15 protein-coding genes and 1 tRNA gene are annotated in these 17,292 nt (G+C 61.8%); 3 read left to right on the plus strand and 13 right to left on the minus strand.

Annotation, left to right across the window (positions count from 1 at the left end):
- Positions 1 to 769: 769 nt before the first annotated feature.
- The 9 genes from VKZ50_10325 to VKZ50_10365 form a co-directional block, all read right to left on the minus strand.
- Entirely contained in the window at positions 770 to 2,329 is a 1,560-nt protein-coding gene (locus tag VKZ50_10325) for a long-chain fatty acid--CoA ligase (GenBank protein ID HLJ60116.1), read from the minus strand.
- 123 nt (positions 2,330 to 2,452) lie between these two features.
- Entirely contained in the window at positions 2,453 to 3,202 is a 750-nt protein-coding gene (locus tag VKZ50_10330) for an SDR family NAD(P)-dependent oxidoreductase (protein ID HLJ60117.1), read from the minus strand.
- Between the two features lie 144 nt (positions 3,203 to 3,346).
- The gene (locus VKZ50_10335; protein ID HLJ60118.1) at positions 3,347 to 4,585 is read right to left on the minus strand and encodes an aminotransferase class V-fold PLP-dependent enzyme; all 1,239 of its coding nucleotides are present in this window, start codon (positions 4,583 to 4,585) and stop codon (positions 3,347 to 3,349) included.
- A 104-nt stretch (positions 4,586 to 4,689) separates the two neighbouring features.
- On the minus strand, positions 4,690 to 5,649 hold the full coding sequence (locus tag VKZ50_10340) for a hypothetical protein (GenBank protein HLJ60119.1): 960 nt from the start codon (positions 5,647 to 5,649) through the stop codon (positions 4,690 to 4,692).
- Between the two features lie 23 nt (positions 5,650 to 5,672).
- Entirely contained in the window at positions 5,673 to 6,467 is a 795-nt protein-coding gene (gene ehuA, locus VKZ50_10345; protein ID HLJ60120.1) for an ectoine/hydroxyectoine ABC transporter ATP-binding protein EhuA, read from the minus strand.
- A complete protein-coding gene (ehuD, locus tag VKZ50_10350) occupies positions 6,467 to 7,120 on the minus strand; it encodes an ectoine/hydroxyectoine ABC transporter permease subunit EhuD (protein HLJ60121.1) in 654 nt (217 codons plus the stop codon). The genes ehuA and ehuD overlap by 1 nt, the downstream gene beginning before the upstream one ends.
- Before the next feature lies 1 nt (position 7,121).
- On the minus strand, positions 7,122 to 7,814 hold the full coding sequence (gene ehuC / locus VKZ50_10355; protein HLJ60122.1) for an ectoine/hydroxyectoine ABC transporter permease subunit EhuC: 693 nt from the start codon (positions 7,812 to 7,814) through the stop codon (positions 7,122 to 7,124).
- A 21-nt stretch (positions 7,815 to 7,835) separates the two neighbouring features.
- Positions 7,836 to 8,777 (minus strand): ectoine/hydroxyectoine ABC transporter substrate-binding protein EhuB, encoded by a 942-nt coding sequence (ehuB, locus tag VKZ50_10360; protein HLJ60123.1) that lies wholly within the window; start codon positions 8,775 to 8,777, stop codon positions 7,836 to 7,838.
- A gap of 319 nt (positions 8,778 to 9,096) precedes the next feature.
- Positions 9,097 to 9,801, minus strand: a complete 705-nt coding sequence (locus tag VKZ50_10365; GenBank protein ID HLJ60124.1) for a GntR family transcriptional regulator — start codon at positions 9,799 to 9,801, stop codon at positions 9,097 to 9,099.
- A 1,284-nt stretch (positions 9,802 to 11,085) separates the two neighbouring features.
- On the opposite strand from VKZ50_10365, the gene VKZ50_10370 reads away from it, so the two are divergent.
- Complete coding sequence (locus tag VKZ50_10370) at positions 11,086 to 11,652, plus strand: hypothetical protein (protein ID HLJ60125.1); 567 nt, start codon at positions 11,086 to 11,088, stop codon at positions 11,650 to 11,652.
- A 230-nt stretch (positions 11,653 to 11,882) separates the two neighbouring features.
- On the opposite strand, the gene VKZ50_10375 is transcribed toward VKZ50_10370, so the two are convergent.
- From VKZ50_10375 to VKZ50_10385, 3 genes are all read right to left on the minus strand, one after another.
- Positions 11,883 to 11,957 (minus strand) — tRNA-Val (locus tag VKZ50_10375).
- An 82-nt stretch (positions 11,958 to 12,039) separates the two neighbouring features.
- A complete protein-coding gene (locus tag VKZ50_10380; GenBank protein ID HLJ60126.1) occupies positions 12,040 to 12,837 on the minus strand; it encodes a CDP-diacylglycerol diphosphatase in 798 nt (265 codons plus the stop codon).
- Between the two features lie 116 nt (positions 12,838 to 12,953).
- Positions 12,954 to 13,664 carry an SDR family oxidoreductase gene (locus VKZ50_10385; GenBank protein ID HLJ60127.1) on the minus strand — a complete coding sequence of 237 codons (711 nt, stop codon included), beginning with the start codon at positions 13,662 to 13,664 and terminating at the stop codon, positions 12,954 to 12,956.
- 410 nt (positions 13,665 to 14,074) lie between these two features.
- Between VKZ50_10385 and VKZ50_10390 the strand changes: the two genes are divergently transcribed.
- Entirely contained in the window at positions 14,075 to 15,013 is a 939-nt protein-coding gene (locus tag VKZ50_10390; protein HLJ60128.1) for a dihydrodipicolinate synthase family protein, read from the plus strand.
- 88 nt (positions 15,014 to 15,101) lie between these two features.
- Here VKZ50_10390 and VKZ50_10395 read toward each other — a convergent pair whose 3' ends face one another.
- Positions 15,102 to 15,893 (minus strand): DUF6544 family protein, encoded by a 792-nt coding sequence (locus tag VKZ50_10395; protein HLJ60129.1) that lies wholly within the window; start codon positions 15,891 to 15,893, stop codon positions 15,102 to 15,104.
- A gap of 399 nt (positions 15,894 to 16,292) precedes the next feature.
- On the opposite strand from VKZ50_10395, the gene VKZ50_10400 reads away from it, so the two are divergent.
- Positions 16,293 to 17,261 (plus strand): glycosyltransferase, encoded by a 969-nt coding sequence (locus VKZ50_10400; GenBank protein ID HLJ60130.1) that lies wholly within the window; start codon positions 16,293 to 16,295, stop codon positions 17,259 to 17,261.
- The last annotated feature ends 31 nt before the right edge of the window (positions 17,262 to 17,292 follow it).

Genomic DNA, 17,292 nt, shown 5'->3' on the forward strand with positions numbered 1-17,292 from the left:
AGCCCGTACTCCCGGCCCAACACTTCTCTCGTCGTCGCGAGCCCCGCAACACCCAACTATTTGTTGGAGACTGAGGCGGCGGCCTCGGTATGCGCCTGATCCCCGGGCTTTGCGATTGTAGGTTACATCGTATGGAAGCCCCTATGTAGTAAGCGTTTGGTGGGCGGTGCAGATCTTGAACCTGCCCCAGACCAGCGGGGCGGCGACGAACCAAGAATTCAAAGCAGCCTGAAGACGCTTGAAAATCAAGGATCAGAGAAAGCCCAACAGGATGGACAGGCCCCCGGGCCTCCCGGCATGTGCTCGGCTTGCACCGATCTTGCACCGGTCGTTTCCCTCTGGAGAACTAGCCCTCGCCCGTTCCTATCGCAACTTGGATCGGGTTGGTGTCTGCTTCCCGGCAGCAGGATGCGTGCACGGACTTAATGCCAGAGCGGTAGACCCGCTTCCCGCGACTCTTGTTGGCGGCAGCCCGTGTGGCAGGGCAACCAGACACGGCAGTACGGGTCCCCACGGATTGGCAAAGGAATAGCAATGTGCTCGTCGACGGCACACCATAAGGACGCCCAACGGAGAGCCTGTCGGATCGACCACCATCTCCTTCCAGCGTCGAGCCATCCGAGAGCTTGAACCTCGGACCTCTTCCGTGTCAAGGAGCGGTTCGACGCGCCAGGCCTTGTAAATCACGCCTCCAAGCGGGCCTACTAACGGCCTGCTACCGCGTACCTCGGTCCAGCTCGAGACACATGACCCGAATCCGCTGATTCGGTCAGACTCTGCGGGGCTCGTTCTTCCAGTATTGGGCTCGAAGCTCCCGTTTCATCACCTTGCCGTAAGCATTTTTCGGCAGTTCCTCGACAAGCTCGACTGATTTTGGCTTCTTGTAGCTCGCAATCGACCGCGCGCAGAGGGCGATAATCTCGGCCGCCGTAAGAGACATTCCCGGCTTAACAGCGACCACTGCCTTGACCGCTTCCCCCCATGTCGGGTCCGGCACACCTACTACGGCCACTTCCCGCACTGCCGGATGCTGAATGATAATCTCTTCGATCTCGCGCGGATAGACGTTCTCGCCACCGCTGATGATCATGTCTTTGGCGCGATCCATGATGAAGACATAACCGTGCACGTCCATGTACCCGACATCGCCTGTGAAGAGCCAACCCTCGCGAATGGCCGTCGCCGTGGCCTCAGGATCCCGCCAGTATCCCTTCATGACGAGATCCGACCGAGTGACTATCTCGCCCATTACGCCCGTCGGCACGGCTTCTCCATCGGATCCAACTATTCGAACCTCGACGTCCGTGCGGGCAAAACCGGCTGAGGCGAGGCGACGGATTTGATCTGGTGTCTCACAGGCGTGGTCGCGGTGAGGTAGGTAGGTGATCGTCATGGGAGACTCTGCCTGTCCGTAGAGTTGAACGAGGCATGGCCCGAGGCTGTTTATCGCTTCCTTGAGGTCTTCCAGTAGAATCGGGCCCCCGCCGTAGATGCATGCGCGCAGCGAACGGTGATCGAATCTTTCTAGAGCCGGATTTTCCACCATGCGCTTAAGCATCGTCGGCGCGACGAACATATTGGTGACGCCATGGTCTTGAATGTTCCGGAGAACACCCTCCGCATCGAAGGATCGTGATTGAAGAATGACGTTCTTCGCGCCCTTCCCGATGCTTGGTATCGCGTAGAGGCCGCTGCCGTGCGAGAGCGGCGCGGCGTGAAGAGTCACATCGTTGGGACCGAAACCCGGGCACATGTCGGCGTAGAAGTTCATGCTCATGGCGATGAGGTTTCGATGGGTCAACATCGCTCCCTTTGGGCGGCCAGTCGTCCCCGACGTGTAAAAGAGCCATGCGAGATCGTCGGGCCCCACTGTTGCATCGTTCCATACATCCGGCGCCCCGTCGACGAGCGTTTCATAGTCAAGAAGATCGCCACCGGCGCCCGATAGCGTGATGAGATGTCGCACTCGCGGCAACCGATCCCGGAGTCGAAGGAGATCTTCATTGAACTCAGATGAGCAGATAACGATCTTGGCTTCCGCATGATCGATGATGTAAGCGTACTCGTTCGAGTGAAGACGAAAGTTAATGGGAACAGCTCCGCACCCAGCCTTGAAGCTGGCGAACATGGCCTCTAGGGTCTCCGGGTGGTTGGACTGAAGAATGGCAACGGTGTCCCCAGCTTGGACCTCGAGCCGGCGCAGTGCGTTCGCGAGCCGATTCGCACGCGCGTTGAATTCCGCATACGTCACCGTCCGCGTTCCGAACACGGTGGCAACATTATCGGGAAACGCACGGGCGGCTTTGCTCAGGAAGGTTCCGATGTTCACAGGCAACCATCCTCCGGGATCAAGTCATCGTCATCGAGCCTTCGCCAGCGTTAAAGCTCTCCACCCGTCTGGCCGACCCGAGGGGCCGGGGGCAACCGCTCCTTTCGATGACCGCCACGCGGCTCAGCGCGGCGGCATGCGAAAAGCGCCGTCCAGACGGATGGTTGCACCGTTGAGCATCGGATTCTCGACGATGTGCACCGCAAGAGACGCGAATTCGCGAGGATCACCGAGCCGCCGAGGATGCGGCACCGGATCCGCCCATTTCGCCCGTCCTTCCGGAGAGAGCGCCGCCGCCACCAACGGAGTGTCGAAGCGACCGGGCGCAATCGTCACCACGCGGATCAGCACGGACGCCAGGTCGCGCGCCGCACAAATCGTCATCCCGGCGACCCCGGCCTTCGAGGCCGCATAGGCAATATCGCCAATCTGCCCCTCGAAAGCAGCGACCGACGCTGTGTTGATGATCACCCCGCGTTCGCCCTCGGTGGGCTCCAGTCTGGCGATGGCCGCAGCGCAAATTCGCATGACATTGAACGTGCCCGTAAGATTCACTTCTACGACACGACGGAAGTCTTCAAGCGGCATCGGCCGGTCTCGCGAAAGGATGCGACCGGACGGCGCGATACCGGCGCAATGAACAACGACGCGCAAGCCTGCGGTCTCCTCAACGGCCCGGCGGACATCCGCATCTCTCGTGATGTCCCCATCGACGAAGCGCCCATTCACCTCGCGTGCCAGCTCCGGGCCACGAGTGGAAGGAAGATCCAAGATCGTCACGCGTGCCCCCGCGGCGGCAAGCGCAACCGCGGTCGCGCTCCCCAGCCCTGAAGCGCCTCCGGTAACCAACGCGCCCACACCTTTGGGACGCATCGCCTTTCTCCTCCCAAGTCAGCTAGCGCACTATTAAGAATCAACGCCTGGGCAAATCACGGCTCCTGGACCGACACATATCAGAAAACCGCAGGCGCCGGAGCGCCGATTTGGGTGACGCGCTGTTGACGGCTCGGCGCACCATCAACGCGTTCCGCTGGAGACAGCGCGAGCAATCGCACGAGCGATGATGACCTCTTCGTTATCGCGAAGGGTCATCGGGCTGATGGCGACCGCTCCCTGCCACGCCAACTCCTCATTGAGACAAATCGGAGGGTCACATTCTTGGAGCCGGGCAAGAAGCTGGTAGGCGGTGACGCCGAGCACGACCTCATCGAGTTTCACAACTGCGTATGGAACGTCCATGCCGCTCGGGGGAGCCTCCACGATGGTGACGTGTAGCCCGTGTGTGTTGCGCAGCTCCTTCTGAATCCGTGAGAGTTTCTCGAGCCAACCTGACCGAAGCGCTACGTGATCCAGTCGCACATACCGCCGTAGCGCAGCGATGAGACCGACCACTTCCTCTTTGCCGACCTTCATGGACCGTCCAATGCCATGGTGTGGCGGGCCCTGCAGGTGGCCGGATTCCATCTTGGCACGGTACGTCCAGGTTTGCGGTCTCACGTCCATGTCCTGGTGGTGAAGCGCAACCGCTTCGATGAGATCCGCTCGGCCACAAACAAATCCACTCGCTTGGGGACCGCCGATCGCCTTCCCTCCGCTGAACGCGACGAGATCCGCTCCCAGGCGAACATAGGCCTGGAGATTTTGAACCGGCGGCACCTCTAATGCGGCATCGACGATGACGGGAACGTCATGGCGGTGAGCGATGTGCAAGACGTCCACCAACGGGAGTCCGGGCCGCGAGCGCACCGGGTAATAGGCGATCGCCGCCGTCCGGTCGGTGATCGCAGTCTCGAGCTCATAGGGAAAGGTCAAGTCGGGAAAACCAACTTCGACCAACTGCGCGCCGACCGAACGGATCGCATGATCGTAGTCATATCGATGTGCGCGCAGGATGATGACCTCATTCCTCATTCCTTGGGTATCCGGCAACCGGTTGATCTTAACGGGGTCAACACCAGTGATGCACGCGGCGGTCGCTAAGGCCAAGGCTGCGGCGGCCCCCGACGTCACGTAGCCCGCCTCCGCTCCGGTGATTTCGCGGATTGCTCGGCCCGCAGCATCCTGCAATTCGTCCATCTTGACAAACGCGCGGGCCGCCTCGTTCATCGCGGCCAGGACCTCGGGCTCCATCAAGGTGCCCCCGAGCCGGGTCGCGGGCCCCACCCCGTTGATGATCGTTCTTACGCCGAGTTGCTCATAAATCGACATGCCGCTGCCGACCTCCCGGCAGCCGACGTGAGTGCCGGGCGACTGCACCCGTCGAACCGCCGGTTTCGACTGCTCCCTGCGCATCTTTGGCCGGGTCCGTTGCGCGGCGTGGCATCAACACCGTAACATGAATCACTGTGAGACAATGCAACTTAGTTGGCCTCGTAGGCGAACGCCTCGCTCGGATTCGTGACCGTCATGGTCAGAATCTGTTGCTCGGTGAGGCCACGCTCTTTCAAGAGTGGGTAGAAATTCGTGATGACGTTGTCGTACCCGCACCCGCCGTAGAATCCCCATTGGTCGATCCGACAGATGTCGTTGCTCAACATGATCTGAGAGCCAAAGCCAGCCTCGAAGAGCGCCGCCACATTGTCGGCGCGCACGGACAGCGGCGCGTAGTCGAGGAACGCAAGGTTGTCAACGTCGATCCAGGCGCCCCGCTGTGCAATCGGGAGCAGCCAGCGTACCCCCGGTCGGTCCCCAAGATGCGAGACAATCACCCGGCTGGGCGGTACTCCCTCTTCCGCGAGCAGATCCAGTTGCTCCAGCGCCAGTTCTCCCCAGTGCGTCGTATGCGTCATGATCGCACAGCCGGTGCGACGCTGCGCTCGAGCCGCCGCGCGAAAGACCCGCTCCTGTGCGGGCGTAATGTGCCCGCGCTCGGTGCCAATCTCTCCGATAAAGCCCGGACGAATACCGGTACCGTCCACGCCTTCGGTGAGTTCTTTGACAAGACGGTCGGCCAAACGGTCGGGTTGTTCCTCGAACACGTAGGCCGGATACACGCGTTCCCGGTACCACCCGGCGCCCATGACGATGTGCACGCCTGTCTCCTGGCTGATACGTTTGAGGGCTGCAGGGTTTCTCCCAATGCCATCTGTCGTCGGGTCACAGATGGCCTGCCCCCCTGCGCTTCGAAACCGCTTCAGTTCACCAATGGCCAGTTCGGGATCGTCGAGGATCGTGGCGTAGTCTTCGAATCCGCGGGTCATCCCCCACGCATCGACTAGCACATGGTCGTGGCTCAGCGTGACCCCGAGATCCCGCGGGCGGATGGGGCCGCACACCGTGATGATCTTCCCTTCGTCGTTCTTGCCCGTCGACACCATCATCACTCCTTCCTCAAACTGGTGGCCTACCGGTCGCTTAGCATGCGTAAGAACTGTTGGGTCCGGTCGTTCGCGGGATTCTTGAAAATAACCTGGGGTGGATTGTCCTCGACGATACGACCGTTGTCCATGAATACGACCCGATCCCCAATCTCCGCCGCAAACGCCATCTCATGCGTCACGATGAGCATAGTCATCCCGCTGTCGTGCGCAAGCTGGCGGATGACCTTCAGCACCTCGCCGACCAGTTCCGGATCCAGCGCGGAGGTGACTTCATCGAACAGCATCACCTTGGGGCGCATCGCCAGTGCCCGCGCGATGGCGACACGCTGTTGCTGGCCGCCGGAAAGCTGATGCGGGTAGGAGTCCGTCTTGTCCGCCAACCCGACCATACCGAGCAGCTCGCGGGCTTGCGCCTCCGCCTCCACTTTTGCCGTGCCCAACACACAACACGGCGCCAGGGTAACGTTCGCCAGCGTCGTCATGTGCGGAAACAAGTTGAAGTGCTGGAATACCATCCCGACCTTGCGGCGCATCGCGCGCAGCTGCCGCGCAAATGGGGCCGCGGCGGGGTCGACCCGGGGCCCGTACTCAACCCCGATGCCCTCGATCTCGATGGTACCGGCGTCCAGGTGCTCGAGCGTCATCAGACAACGCAGTATGGTGGTCTTCCCGGATCCGCTCGGGCCGATGATTACCAACCGTTGACCGCGAGGCACCTCGAGGCTGAGAGCGTGGAGCACCACGTGCGATCCGTAGGATTTGCTGGCCGCGTGAAGGCGAACCAAGGTGTCCACGGCAGAGGGCGCGATCGCCGTCATCAGTTCTGGCCTTGACGCAGACGCCGCTCTGCGTAACGCACCGCGAGCGACGATGGATAAGCAAGGAGGAAGTATATAGCACCCATCGCCGTAAATAGTGTGGTGTATTGAAACGATTCGGCGGCTAACTGCCGTGTGACGCCCAGCAATTCATACACCGTGATCGTGGCAAGGAGACTCGAGTCCTTGAACATCGAAATCAGATAGTTCCCGAGCGCGGGCACGATGGGCCGCAGCGCCTGCGGGAAGATGACGAGTGCCAGGGTGTGTCCCGGACCGAGGTTGAGCGCCCGGGCCGCCTCCCACTGGCCCTTTGGAACCTGTTCGAAGCCCGCCCGATACACCTCGGCCGTGTACGCCGCGAAGTGCATGCCGAGTCCCCACATCCCAACCGCAAACGCGCTTAGCGTGATCCCGTACCACGGCAAGACGTAGAATAGGAAGAAGAGCTGGACCAGCAGCGGAGTGCTCCGGACAAACAGGATGTAGACGTCCATCATCCGCGCCAGGACCGGCACTCTCAGGAGCCTGACCACGGCGATCACCAGCCCCAGAATGCTCGCGATCGCCATGCCGAGGCCAGTGGCTTCGAGGGTCACGACGAGCCCTCGCAGCAACAGCGGGACCGAATGCCACAGGTACCCGATGTCCACGTTATGGCCTCGTGACTTCCGGCATGTGCTGTCGGCTGCGGCGCTCAACGAGTCGCGTAGCGAAGATGAGCGGCAAGGACAGGCAGAAGTAGCCGACCAGGATCACGGAATACCCGAGGGAGAACGACCAGCTGCCGATCACGGCCAGCCGGCTGACCACACGAGTCAAGTCGGTGACCGTGATCAGTGACAGGAGCGATGTCGCCTTCATGACGTCGATGGCGAGGTTGCCGAACGACGGCATCATGGTCGGCAGCGCCTGTGGAAGGATGACCTTGAACATCCGCAGCGGTGGAGAAAGACTGAGCGCCGACGCCGCTTCCCATTGACCGCGGGGAACGGCGAGGATCGCCCCGCGCACAATCTCCGAGCCGTAGGCCCCCGCGTTGCAGCCCAGCACGCCAATCCCCACTAGCATGGGGGAGAGCGGGATCCCGATGTAGGGCAGGATAAAGAAACCCCAGTATAATTGCACGAGCGCCGAGGTCCCACGGAAGAACTCCACATAGGCCGCCGCCACGACCCGCACGACGCGGATGGGTGATAGCCGCGCGAGCCCGACGCCAAAGGCGACAATCCCGGCCAACAGCGCACTCAAGACCGTAGTCAAGACCGTGATACCGATCCCTTGGAGCAGCAAGCGAACAACGATGGGACTGACCCCGGGTACGAGCGCCCCGAACGTCTCGGTCATCGCCCTGCCTCGCTTCCCTGCTTACTTCACCACTTGATAGCCGCTACCCCACGCGGCGCCCGGGCAGAGATCCTTCGCCGTGAGACCGATCGGAGGCTGGGAATCCGGCGGGTAACCAAACGGGCCCTGAAGGCTTTGCAGCTCACCGCTCTTCCGCATTACCGCCAATTGCGTGTTGAAGGCGTTGAGCAGGGTGACGTCTTGATGGCGCATGGCCCAACCGCCGTACGCGATGATTTCCTTCCCCTTGGCGATCGGGCCGGTAAAGGGCTTGGCCAGTTCGAGTTTGCCTGCGCCGCCGTAGTCTTTGATATCGATTGCGAGGCTGAGATCGCCGTTCAGAAACGCATCGATGCGGCCTTCTTTGAGTGCCTCGATGCCGAGCGCTTCCTCGGGGAACAGGACGATCTGGTCTTGCTTCACTCCCGACTGTTTGGCCCAGTCGATCTCGGCGTTACCTGTTCCTATCCCGACCTTCACTTGTGGATCCTTGGCCAGATCGGTGTAGCTATGGAGATTGTGAGGGTTGCCCGCTTTTACCAGGGCACCTTCTCGATATTGCGCCATAGGGTTCGTAAACGCCACCTGCGCGCAGCGCACCGGGGTGATATAGAAGGGGAATGCCGACATATCCCATCGACGATCCAGCAAACCGGGGATGATCGCATCGAATTCGATCAGCACCGGGTCGAGATTGCGGATCCCCAGTTTCTTGAGGATTGCGCCGGCAACCGCGGGACCGCTCCCCGTGAAATTCCCGGTCTTGTCATCGACATACGACAGGGGTTTCAGATTGATGAACGCCGCGCGCAAGAACCCTTGACGTCTCGCTCGGGCCAGCGAGTCATCAGCCGCTTCGCCGTACGGCAAGAAAGTGGCCAGAGATCCCACGGTCAGTACCCCAACGCCCATCTTTGCAGCCGCGCTCAAGAGACCGCGCCGATTGATCTTGTCACTGACCACGAGCCACCCCCCGTTTTTGTGCGTAGATCTCGAGTATTGACTCTATCAATGCGAGAATGACGCGAAGCGAGTCTGCGAAATGTCGGTGCCACCACCTCCTATGCGCGTCGTCAGTAGGGGAACCACGCAACGAAGAAAGTACGGCGACCACCTTCATCGCGCACGTGCAGAGCATGCTGAGCCATGATGGACGATGAAACTTCGCTCAGAGAACCTCCTTGCGAGTTGTCGCCGTTGCTGTAGAGGCCGCGGGTAGCGTCGTCTCGACCGCGGATTGAGGGGGAACATTCGATGCCGGTATCCGCCGCCTGTGCGACCGTCACGGAGTACGCTCTGCCGCTTGGGCGTTAAGCCGGGAGACAAGGTTCGGAAGGGTGCTCAGGATGTGCTCGCGGAGCCGGGAAACCGCTGCAGAAACGTCCCGTTGCCCGATCGTCTCTAGCAGCTCGGCATGAGCACGGGCGATTTCCGACAGTTCGGCCGTGCGCGCATCGTCCTGAATGGCCGCAATGCGAAACTGCGCGCTGATCATTTGGTAGATTCGGCTCAACAGAGGGTTCCCGGAGTGTTCGCACAGTGCTTCGTGAAACCGTACGTCCTGCTCGACCATCTGCGCCAAATTGCCGGCTTGACCGGCCTCTATCATCGCTTTGACAACGTCTTCGAGTTCTTTGAGCGCACCCTGCGCCCCGCGCTCGATAAACAACACCACCGCGAGTTCTTCCAGCGCACTACGCAGGCGATACAGATGCGCAGCATCCGCGGCAGTGATTTCGGCGACAACCGGCCCGTGTCGCGGTTTGGTAGTCACCAAACCGTCCTGTCGTAGGCGCTGCACGGCCTCGCGCACGGGAGCTCGGCTGATGCCCATATCCTGAGCAATCCGTGCTTCGTTGAGGCGTTGCCCGGGCCGCAACCGACCGTGGACGATGCGTTGCCGCAGTTCTTCATAGACTTGCTGACCGACTGTCTTTTGGTCAGATATATGAAAGTCGATCGATGTTTCCAGGGTGTGCGACGCCATAGGAGATTCACCAGTAGGCAGTCGTCTGTCGACAGTATTCATACCGTGAATCTTCGCATGGCGTCAATTCGAATACACGTTCGATATCCACGGTCCTACTGGTGAGAGAGACAGCCTGTGGACTGATGGAACCTCTCGAAACCGACGCTGACCGAGGATGAACTCTTTGGCCTGTTCGATCTTGAGAGACCCCGCGTGTGCGGTTCGTCGGGTCCCAGACCAGCGTCGGGGGAACCCACACCGGCGCGAGAGCCCGAGTCGCCGAAAGAAGACCCTCGACAGATTATCGAGAATCTGGAACGCGCGATTCGCCAATTCATCATCGCGAAACTCTCGGCACTCACTGCGGATTGGTGGGTGGAGCGCGGATCCCGCCCGACGTCAGGAGGCGCGCCGAGCAGAGACGTCAGCGAGACGAGTCTGATTGGCCGTGGCTTTCTCCGCTCACTGGGTCGCCAACCGACTACTTAGACTTTGGGGACTATCGAAAGATCATCGACGACGAAGGGAACTGGCTCCGCGCATTTCAGGCCTCATTGAAGAGTCGCGCGATCGTTGTCGCGAAATTCATGGAGCCAATTCAATGAGCTGATGGGACTTGGTCAGATTCAGCAGTGGGAGTCACGTTATGGAGTGAAACCGACGAATAAGGAATAACCGGCATGAGCTCTATGGCGTGAACGTCTGTGGAACTGGATGGACGTCTTGTACAATCGAGGAGCCAAGAGGCCCGGGACCCCTTGAGATTGGCCTCTACCTTGGTAGCCGAAGGCACGCGCCTGCATCCAAGACGCATGGGCTGCTCGTTCGCAAACGATAGCTTTTGTCATACGCCCTCGTGCTATCCTCAACACAGCTGCATCCTTGACGTTCATCATGGTTCGTACAGTCTTTTGGTAATGGGGAACAATTACCATACTACTTAATTGTATTAGTCTCGCTACAAATCTGCTATAATACGTGCATGAAGGATAGGCTCTTTGGTTCCGCCAACCGCACGGATACCCTAGTCACGATAGGGCGACTTGGCCGCACGTATATCTCTGAGATCGCCCGAGTTCTAAGCCGGCGGGTCATCGAAACCCAACGCGCTGTGGCTTCGCTTGAGCAAGCAGGAGTCGTTGTCACCAATCGCATGGGCAACACGCGGATTGTAGAATTGAACCCAACTTTCCCCGCCAAGAATGAGCTGTATGCTTTGCTGCTCCGTATGAGCGAGATGCCCATCTACTCAGATCGTTGGTCAAAGTTCCGCCGACGTCCGCGTGCTATGGGTAAGCCACTATGAAATTTGCCTCGATGTCATTGGTCGAAGTGGCGGCGGTCGTGGCGGTACATTTGAGAACTCATGGCATGCAGGTTGTTGTTGTCGGCGGTAGCGCAATCACGGTGCACGTTCCCAACGTGTATACTTCGATGGATGTTGACTTTGCTGCCACGTCAGGCATCGATCGGCGTAGGATCACCCTTGCGTTGACCGAACTTGGTTTTCGCCCGCACGGGCGGGTCTTTGTTCATCCTGATACGGGCTATTCGTTGGACTTCGTCGCGGACAGGCCTTACATCGATCAACAGCCAGTGTACGACTTTGCCGAGATTTCGACGCCCAATGGCACCGTGCACGTCCTCCATCTCGAAGACGCCATAGCCGATCGGATCGCTGCGTTCTTACACTGGAGTGATTCTGAATCACTGGATGTGGCGGAGCGCGCTGTGACCGCAGCACGAGATCGTCTGACATGGGAACGCATTGATGCGGCGTTGCAAAAGCTAGAAACGAACCTGCCGGAGACCGCCCAGCGAATGGCCTTGGCACGCGAACGGCTGCATCGTGCTCTCGCGGGAGATTAGGGAGCCCATACAGCATGGTGTTGGGGTATGCCAAGCTGCTCGCCGTCAGGAACCACTTGAAAACACATGTCGAGCTAACTGGCGATCAAAGCATACGTTCACGCTCCACGCCTACCACCACCCAACGGATAGTTTCCGGCCGGAAGACTCTGCACCGATCTTGCACCAGTTCGGGGCTCCGTTGGGCGCATTCGAAGGTCACAGGGTGCAGTCGGGCGCAGTGGATTCGATGGTGGGCGGTGCAGGTCTTGAACCTGCGGCCTCATCCGTGTGAAGGATGCGCTCTACCCCTGAGCTAACCGCCCGCCGGCACCCCGCTTCCGCGGGTAGATCATATTATGGCAAAGCACCGCGTCGACTGTCAAAGGCGCACATGCGAGCCCGCGATCAGGACCTTGCTACGGCGCAGCTGTGGTCTTGGAGGTCCTCACCGCTCCCCTTGTCTGCTCGTGCGGGATCGGCGCGGTCATCTAGCACGATGAATCCGGCGTGGCCGTTGGAAAGAGTGGCTCCCACGACCACAAGTGTTTGATCCCCCATATCTGCTCTTGCCACCGGCCGACCGTCAGCCAGCAGTTTGAAGGGATTTGCCTGACCGAGTTGTTCGCCTTCCACGCTCATAGCCAGGTAGCGGTGCCCCGCGAGCGGCACGGGGAAGAGCGCCCAGTGATCCCGGATAGTCGCTTCATATCTATGCAGCGCGTCGCGGACATCCACTCTGACGCAATCGATATGGATGTGCAGTTGATTCTGGGAACGCCCGGAAATCGAATTCACCGCCAAGGAAATATCGTCTCGCGGCATCGTCCGATTCAACACTTTGTCAACGTACGTACGTGATTCCCAGGCGACAGCGAAGTAGTTGGGCGCGTTCGGGGCAATGACGGCCGGACTCTCGATGCCGGTAACGCGCGCCGTCGGAATCAGGAGAAACTGCGTCGCCCCAACAAGGTCTTTCAACACAGCGTAGCCCGCCTGTTCTCCACCGCTCAAGTCCACGGCGACGCAGGGATCGGGCTTCCCGCTTTGCTGTTCGTTCGGAACGCACTTGTTGTGCACGATGTTCCAAAGCGCATTCGGGTCGGCTTGTCCGGCACCGACGCCACTCAGGACAAGCACCGCGCTTAGCAACAAGGCCGCGCACATCCGAGCCATGGGTCTTCGCAGTGTCGCCGATACCGCCATGGAGTGCGTCCTTCCTAAGGGAGATGGACCGTCTCGCGAAAAGTTGGCCGCCACTTGCCATCGGTCCTGTTCGCGGCACAGGGTCATCTGGAATGTGCTTTTGAGTGGCCCGCGCCCTACGCTCTCGGAACTTGCAACGGCGTGACGAACGCTTCGCGGATCCAAACGTTCGGCCCGGTGGCGAGGACGGCCCGGACCACTCCCGCGACGTCCTCGGGCCGCAGCGCCCAGTCCCGCCGCGCGGTACTCTCCGAGAATCTCGTCTGCACAGATCCGGGCTCGACCACGCTCACCTTCACGCCTCTCCCCCGGACCTCGAGCCCGACCGACTCGGTAAACCCGATGAGACCAAACTTTGAAGTGGAGTACGCCGCGTTCTCGGCCATCCCGAGGCGCCCCGCCCCGGAGGCGATGTTGACGATGTGCCCGCGCCGCTGGGCCAGCATCACGGGCAGCGCCGCCCGGGTAAAGAGAAAGACGCCCGTCAGATTGACCTCCATGAGCCGCCGCCAAGCGTCGACCGACATCTCGTGAGTCGGTCCGTGCCAGCCGATGCCGGCGTTGTTCACGAGAGCGTCGAGCCGGCCTCCCCACTCTTGCGCACGGGCCACCGCAGCTGCTGCGGTGGCCTCGTCAGTGACGTCGCCGGCAACCACGGTCGCCCTATCCCCGCCGATCTCCTGCGCGGCCAGTGCGAGATCGGCTCTCGTCCGTGCCACCAGCACGAGCCGCGCGCCCGCCGCGGCCAGTTCAGCCGCCACCGCGCGCCCGATCCCGCGCCCTGCGCCGGTGACGATAACGACCTGTCCCGAGAGTTCCCCATCCATCGATGCACCTCACTGCCGCGTCGCTTCAACCCCGATGGCAGCCAAGTCGAGATCGGTTCCGGTTGCCGACTGGCCACAGTATACACCCGGCCGCCGCTTCACTGAAGGTTCCCCAAGCCGGGCGTCGATCGAGGTGACCGACCGGGCCGAGCGTCCGAGATCCGCCGTTGCCCAGTGTGTGTGCGCGCCGCACCGACCGCCACATCGAGCCGCATCCACGCCGTCACGTTGTCACGTCACGCGCGTGCTCCGGCCGAACGAGCAGAAGATCTGCTCGCGATGCTGGCCGCGCGGGTGTCAAGGGGATCGGGTGCCGAGATCGAACCCTCTTCGTGACCGAAGAACGCCCGGACCGGAAGTGAAGGTATTGCGGTCGCACCGCGAGGCCGGGCACAAGGGGAGTGTCGTCGATGGCAGGCCGGCTTGAGCCAATCCGAGGCGTGATTGCACCCACACTGACACCGTTTGACCAGGATCTCAGCATCGCCCAGAAGCTGTTCGCCGATCATGCGCTGCACCTGCTCAAGACGGGGTGCGCCGGGCTCGCCCCATTCGGCACGACGGGTGAGGCGCTGTCGCTCGGCATCGAAGAACGGATGGCGGCGCTCGACTACCTGATCGATCGCGGCGTCGATCCCAAGAAGCTGATCCCGGGCACGGGTCTGACGAACCTCCCCGATACGATCAGGCTGACCCGTCATGCCGTGGAGCGCGGCTGCGCGGGTGCCATGGTACTGCCTCCCTTCTACTTTAAGGGCGTCCCCGACGACGGCCTGTTCGCCTACTACGCCCGCCTCATCGAAGGCGTCGCGTCGCCTGATCTCCGCATCTACCTCTATCACATCCCGCCGGTCGCGATCGTGGGGCTGTCCATCGAGCTGGTCCAGCGGCTTCGTGCGGCGTTCCCGTCTCAGATCGTTGGGATCAAGGACAGTTCCGGCGACTGGGCCAATACGCGAAGACTGTTGACCGAGGTGCCCGGGCTCATCGTCTATCCGGGCTCGGAGCTCCCGTTGTTCGAGGCGCTTTCACTCGGAGCTCCGGGGTGCATCACGGCCACGGCGAACATCAACGCGACCGAGATCGCGAAGAGCATTTCCCTGTACCACAGCGGCAACGAGACGGAGGCCAAGCGGCAGCATGAGGGCGTCAAGAAACTCAGGCTGAAAGTTCAGGAGTACGGGCCGATCCCGGCCCAAAAGTACCTGCTGTCTCAGTGGTCGGGCGACTCGAGATGGCGCACGGTGCGTCCGCCGCTCGTGGCGCTGGCGGACGCGGCTGGGCGTGAGCTCCGTAACGCGCTGGAACATGAATTCGGAGGCGCGCTCTCATCGCGTACCCCGGCCTGAGGTGCTCTACGGAGCATGCCGCGCCCCTTGCAACGACTCCGGTGAACTCTTGACGAACGACCGGGGACGCGGGCGGGGAGCGGCGCCCCTACTCCCCGCCCGGGAGATTGAAGGCGAGGCTTCCGGGAATAGGGTGAAAGTCGGCGTAGGTGAATGGCCCTCGGGGCAAGAGCCAGGTGGCCTGCGCCCGACTCGGCAATGAACGTCCGTCGACGACCGCCCACCCCGCGACGGGTGTCGTCCAACGGGCGCGCAACAACTGCTTCGGATGGTCGGGATCCGCGCAGAACCGGTCGGTCGTGCTGAACTCCGTCGGCGCCCCCCGCTCGTCCACGGCGACCCGGGCCGTGACCGTGTGCCCGCGGTCCGTGAGCGTGACATCGAAGGACCCCGCGTCGATGGAAGCCCACGTGACCTGGGGCACCAGCAGCATCGACGGAGCGATCAGCACCGCATCGTTCAGATAAGTAACCAACTCGCCGATATCATACTCCGCGCCCATCCCCTCTGCGATAGTGAAGACGTCGAGCATCCGGATCAACATGCGGCCTCGACCGTCCAGGTAGGTGTCACGACCCACCACCGGCACCCGGCCGCCGAACCGGATCTTGATATGGAAGATGCGTGCCACCGCCAAGCGGTTGTTGTACTGCCATGCCTCGGTTGCCATCCACGCCTGGCTCGGCTTGGTCCGGAACCGGCCCGTGAACCCCAGACGAAAGGACCAATCGCGCGGGCGTCCCACGACCCCCATGAACCGCAGGTAGCGCGCCGCGGGTTCGGGCAGCGCGGTCAACTCGGCGTCGCTCACCGGGTCGACAGGGCCTGGATCCACAGGCAGACCCGCGAGCGCAACTTCCCTCAGAAACCGCGTCCGCATCCCCGCCACGATTATGAAGCTACCTCGCGAACAGACGGAAGAGAATCGGGTGATCCCAGTATTTGCCCGTTCTGCCCGGAGTGGCTCAGAGGCGCATCCCCGTCCCGATCCCAGTCGCCGGCGGCGCGCGCGGCAGGTGGCCCTTCTGTCCAACATACACACATCCGCCCAACGTCCCTGTCCGGATCGTTCGGGGGTACATATGGAACACAGCCGCACGCTTCCGACGATGCGAACAAATAGGAAGAAGGACTCCACACGGACGTCGTCTCAGTTCATAATCGTGCCGACCCCGCGGAGACCGATGCGACACGAATGGAACTCCAAGCGTTCAGGCGCCCGGCGCCGCAGGTTTGCCGCCGCCTCCGTTGCCGCGCCGGTCCGCGCCAGGCAGCCGCGATGCACTCGGTAGTCGTTCCCGTCTTCAACCGCGCCGCGGCTTCGGTCGCAACCGTACAGAGCGTCCTGGCGCAGGAGACCGCGTTCCCGTTCGAGGTCATCGTCGTCGACAGCGGCTCGACAGATGACACGGGCGCGCGCATGCAGTCGCTCGCGGCCTCGGTACTCGGCCGCATGCGGTACATCCGCAAATGCGAAGAAGGCGTCTCGGCGGCCCGCAACGCGGGGGCCGCCGCGGCGAGGGGCGAGATCATCGCCATTATCGATGACGACGTAAAGGTCCACGCGGGCTGGCTCGATGCACTGGTCGAAACCTATCGCCTCCACCCCGACGCGTGGTGCGTCGGCGGGAGAATCACCGTGCAACTGCCGGAGACGTACCCTTCTTGGTTCAGCCCCCACTCGCCGGTGGTGATGCCGTATCTGAGCGCGCTGGACCGAGGCGAAGCGACCGTCCGACTGGAGTTTCCCGGGGACGTGTGGGGCGCGAACTTCTCGGTGCGACGGGACGCGCTCTCCCGCGTGGGTCTCTTCGACACGGCGCTCGGACCGGCCGGGACTCGGCGCTTCGTCAGCGAAGAGACCGAGCTCTGCTGGCGCATCCACCGGGCGGGGGGCGGCGTGTACTACTGCGGCCACGCGGTCGTGACCCACGTGATCCCCGACACCCGCATCACAAAACGGTCCTTCCGAGACCGCGCGTACTGGCAGGGGCGCACGACCGCGCTGCTGCACGCCAAGTACTCGCTCGCGGCACCGCCGCACAACCTGGCGCGCACGGTGCCCGTGTTTGCGAAGAGCTGGGTGAAATCCCGGGCGCGTCCGGACGCGGTCGATCGCGCCAAGCTCTTCGACGACGAATTGGCCATCCGATTCTCGGCGGGCTACTGCCATCAAGCCATGCTGATGCGCGCCGGCGCTCGGCTCCGGGACGCTTCCATCCCCCGACTCCCTCCGCTGAACACATAGGCCACGCAGCTCTTGCTTGCACGACCCGGCA

It is taken from the genome of bacterium (assembly GCA_035295165.1).
In the GTDB taxonomy this organism is placed as follows: Bacteria; Sysuimicrobiota; Sysuimicrobiia; order Sysuimicrobiales; family Segetimicrobiaceae; genus JAJPIA01.

Excerpts from the sequence above, each read along its gene's own strand:
- VKZ50_10330 (HLJ60117.1), bottom strand. The coding sequence starts at position 3,202 with ATGCGTCCCAAAGGTGTGGGCGCGTTGGTTACCGGAGGCGCTTCAGGG.
- VKZ50_10340 (HLJ60119.1), bottom strand. The coding sequence starts at position 5,649 with ATGATGGTGTCGACGGGCAAGAACGACGAAGGGAAGATCATCACGGTG.
- ehuA (HLJ60120.1), bottom strand. The coding sequence starts at position 6,467 with ATGACGGCGATCGCGCCCTCTGCCGTGGACACCTTGGTTCGCCTTCAC.
- ehuC (HLJ60122.1), bottom strand. The coding sequence starts at position 7,814 with ATGACCGAGACGTTCGGGGCGCTCGTACCCGGGGTCAGTCCCATCGTT.
- VKZ50_10365 (HLJ60124.1), bottom strand. The coding sequence starts at position 9,801 with ATGGCGTCGCACACCCTGGAAACATCGATCGACTTTCATATATCTGAC.
- VKZ50_10370 (HLJ60125.1), top strand. The coding sequence starts at position 11,086 with ATGAAATTTGCCTCGATGTCATTGGTCGAAGTGGCGGCGGTCGTGGCG.
- VKZ50_10380 (HLJ60126.1), bottom strand. The coding sequence starts at position 12,837 with ATGGCGGTATCGGCGACACTGCGAAGACCCATGGCTCGGATGTGCGCG.
- VKZ50_10385 (HLJ60127.1), bottom strand. The coding sequence starts at position 13,664 with ATGGATGGGGAACTCTCGGGACAGGTCGTTATCGTCACCGGCGCAGGG.
- VKZ50_10390 (HLJ60128.1), top strand. The coding sequence starts at position 14,075 with ATGGCAGGCCGGCTTGAGCCAATCCGAGGCGTGATTGCACCCACACTG.
- VKZ50_10395 (HLJ60129.1), bottom strand. The coding sequence starts at position 15,893 with ATGCGGACGCGGTTTCTGAGGGAAGTTGCGCTCGCGGGTCTGCCTGTG.
- VKZ50_10400 (HLJ60130.1), top strand. The coding sequence starts at position 16,293 with ATGCACTCGGTAGTCGTTCCCGTCTTCAACCGCGCCGCGGCTTCGGTC.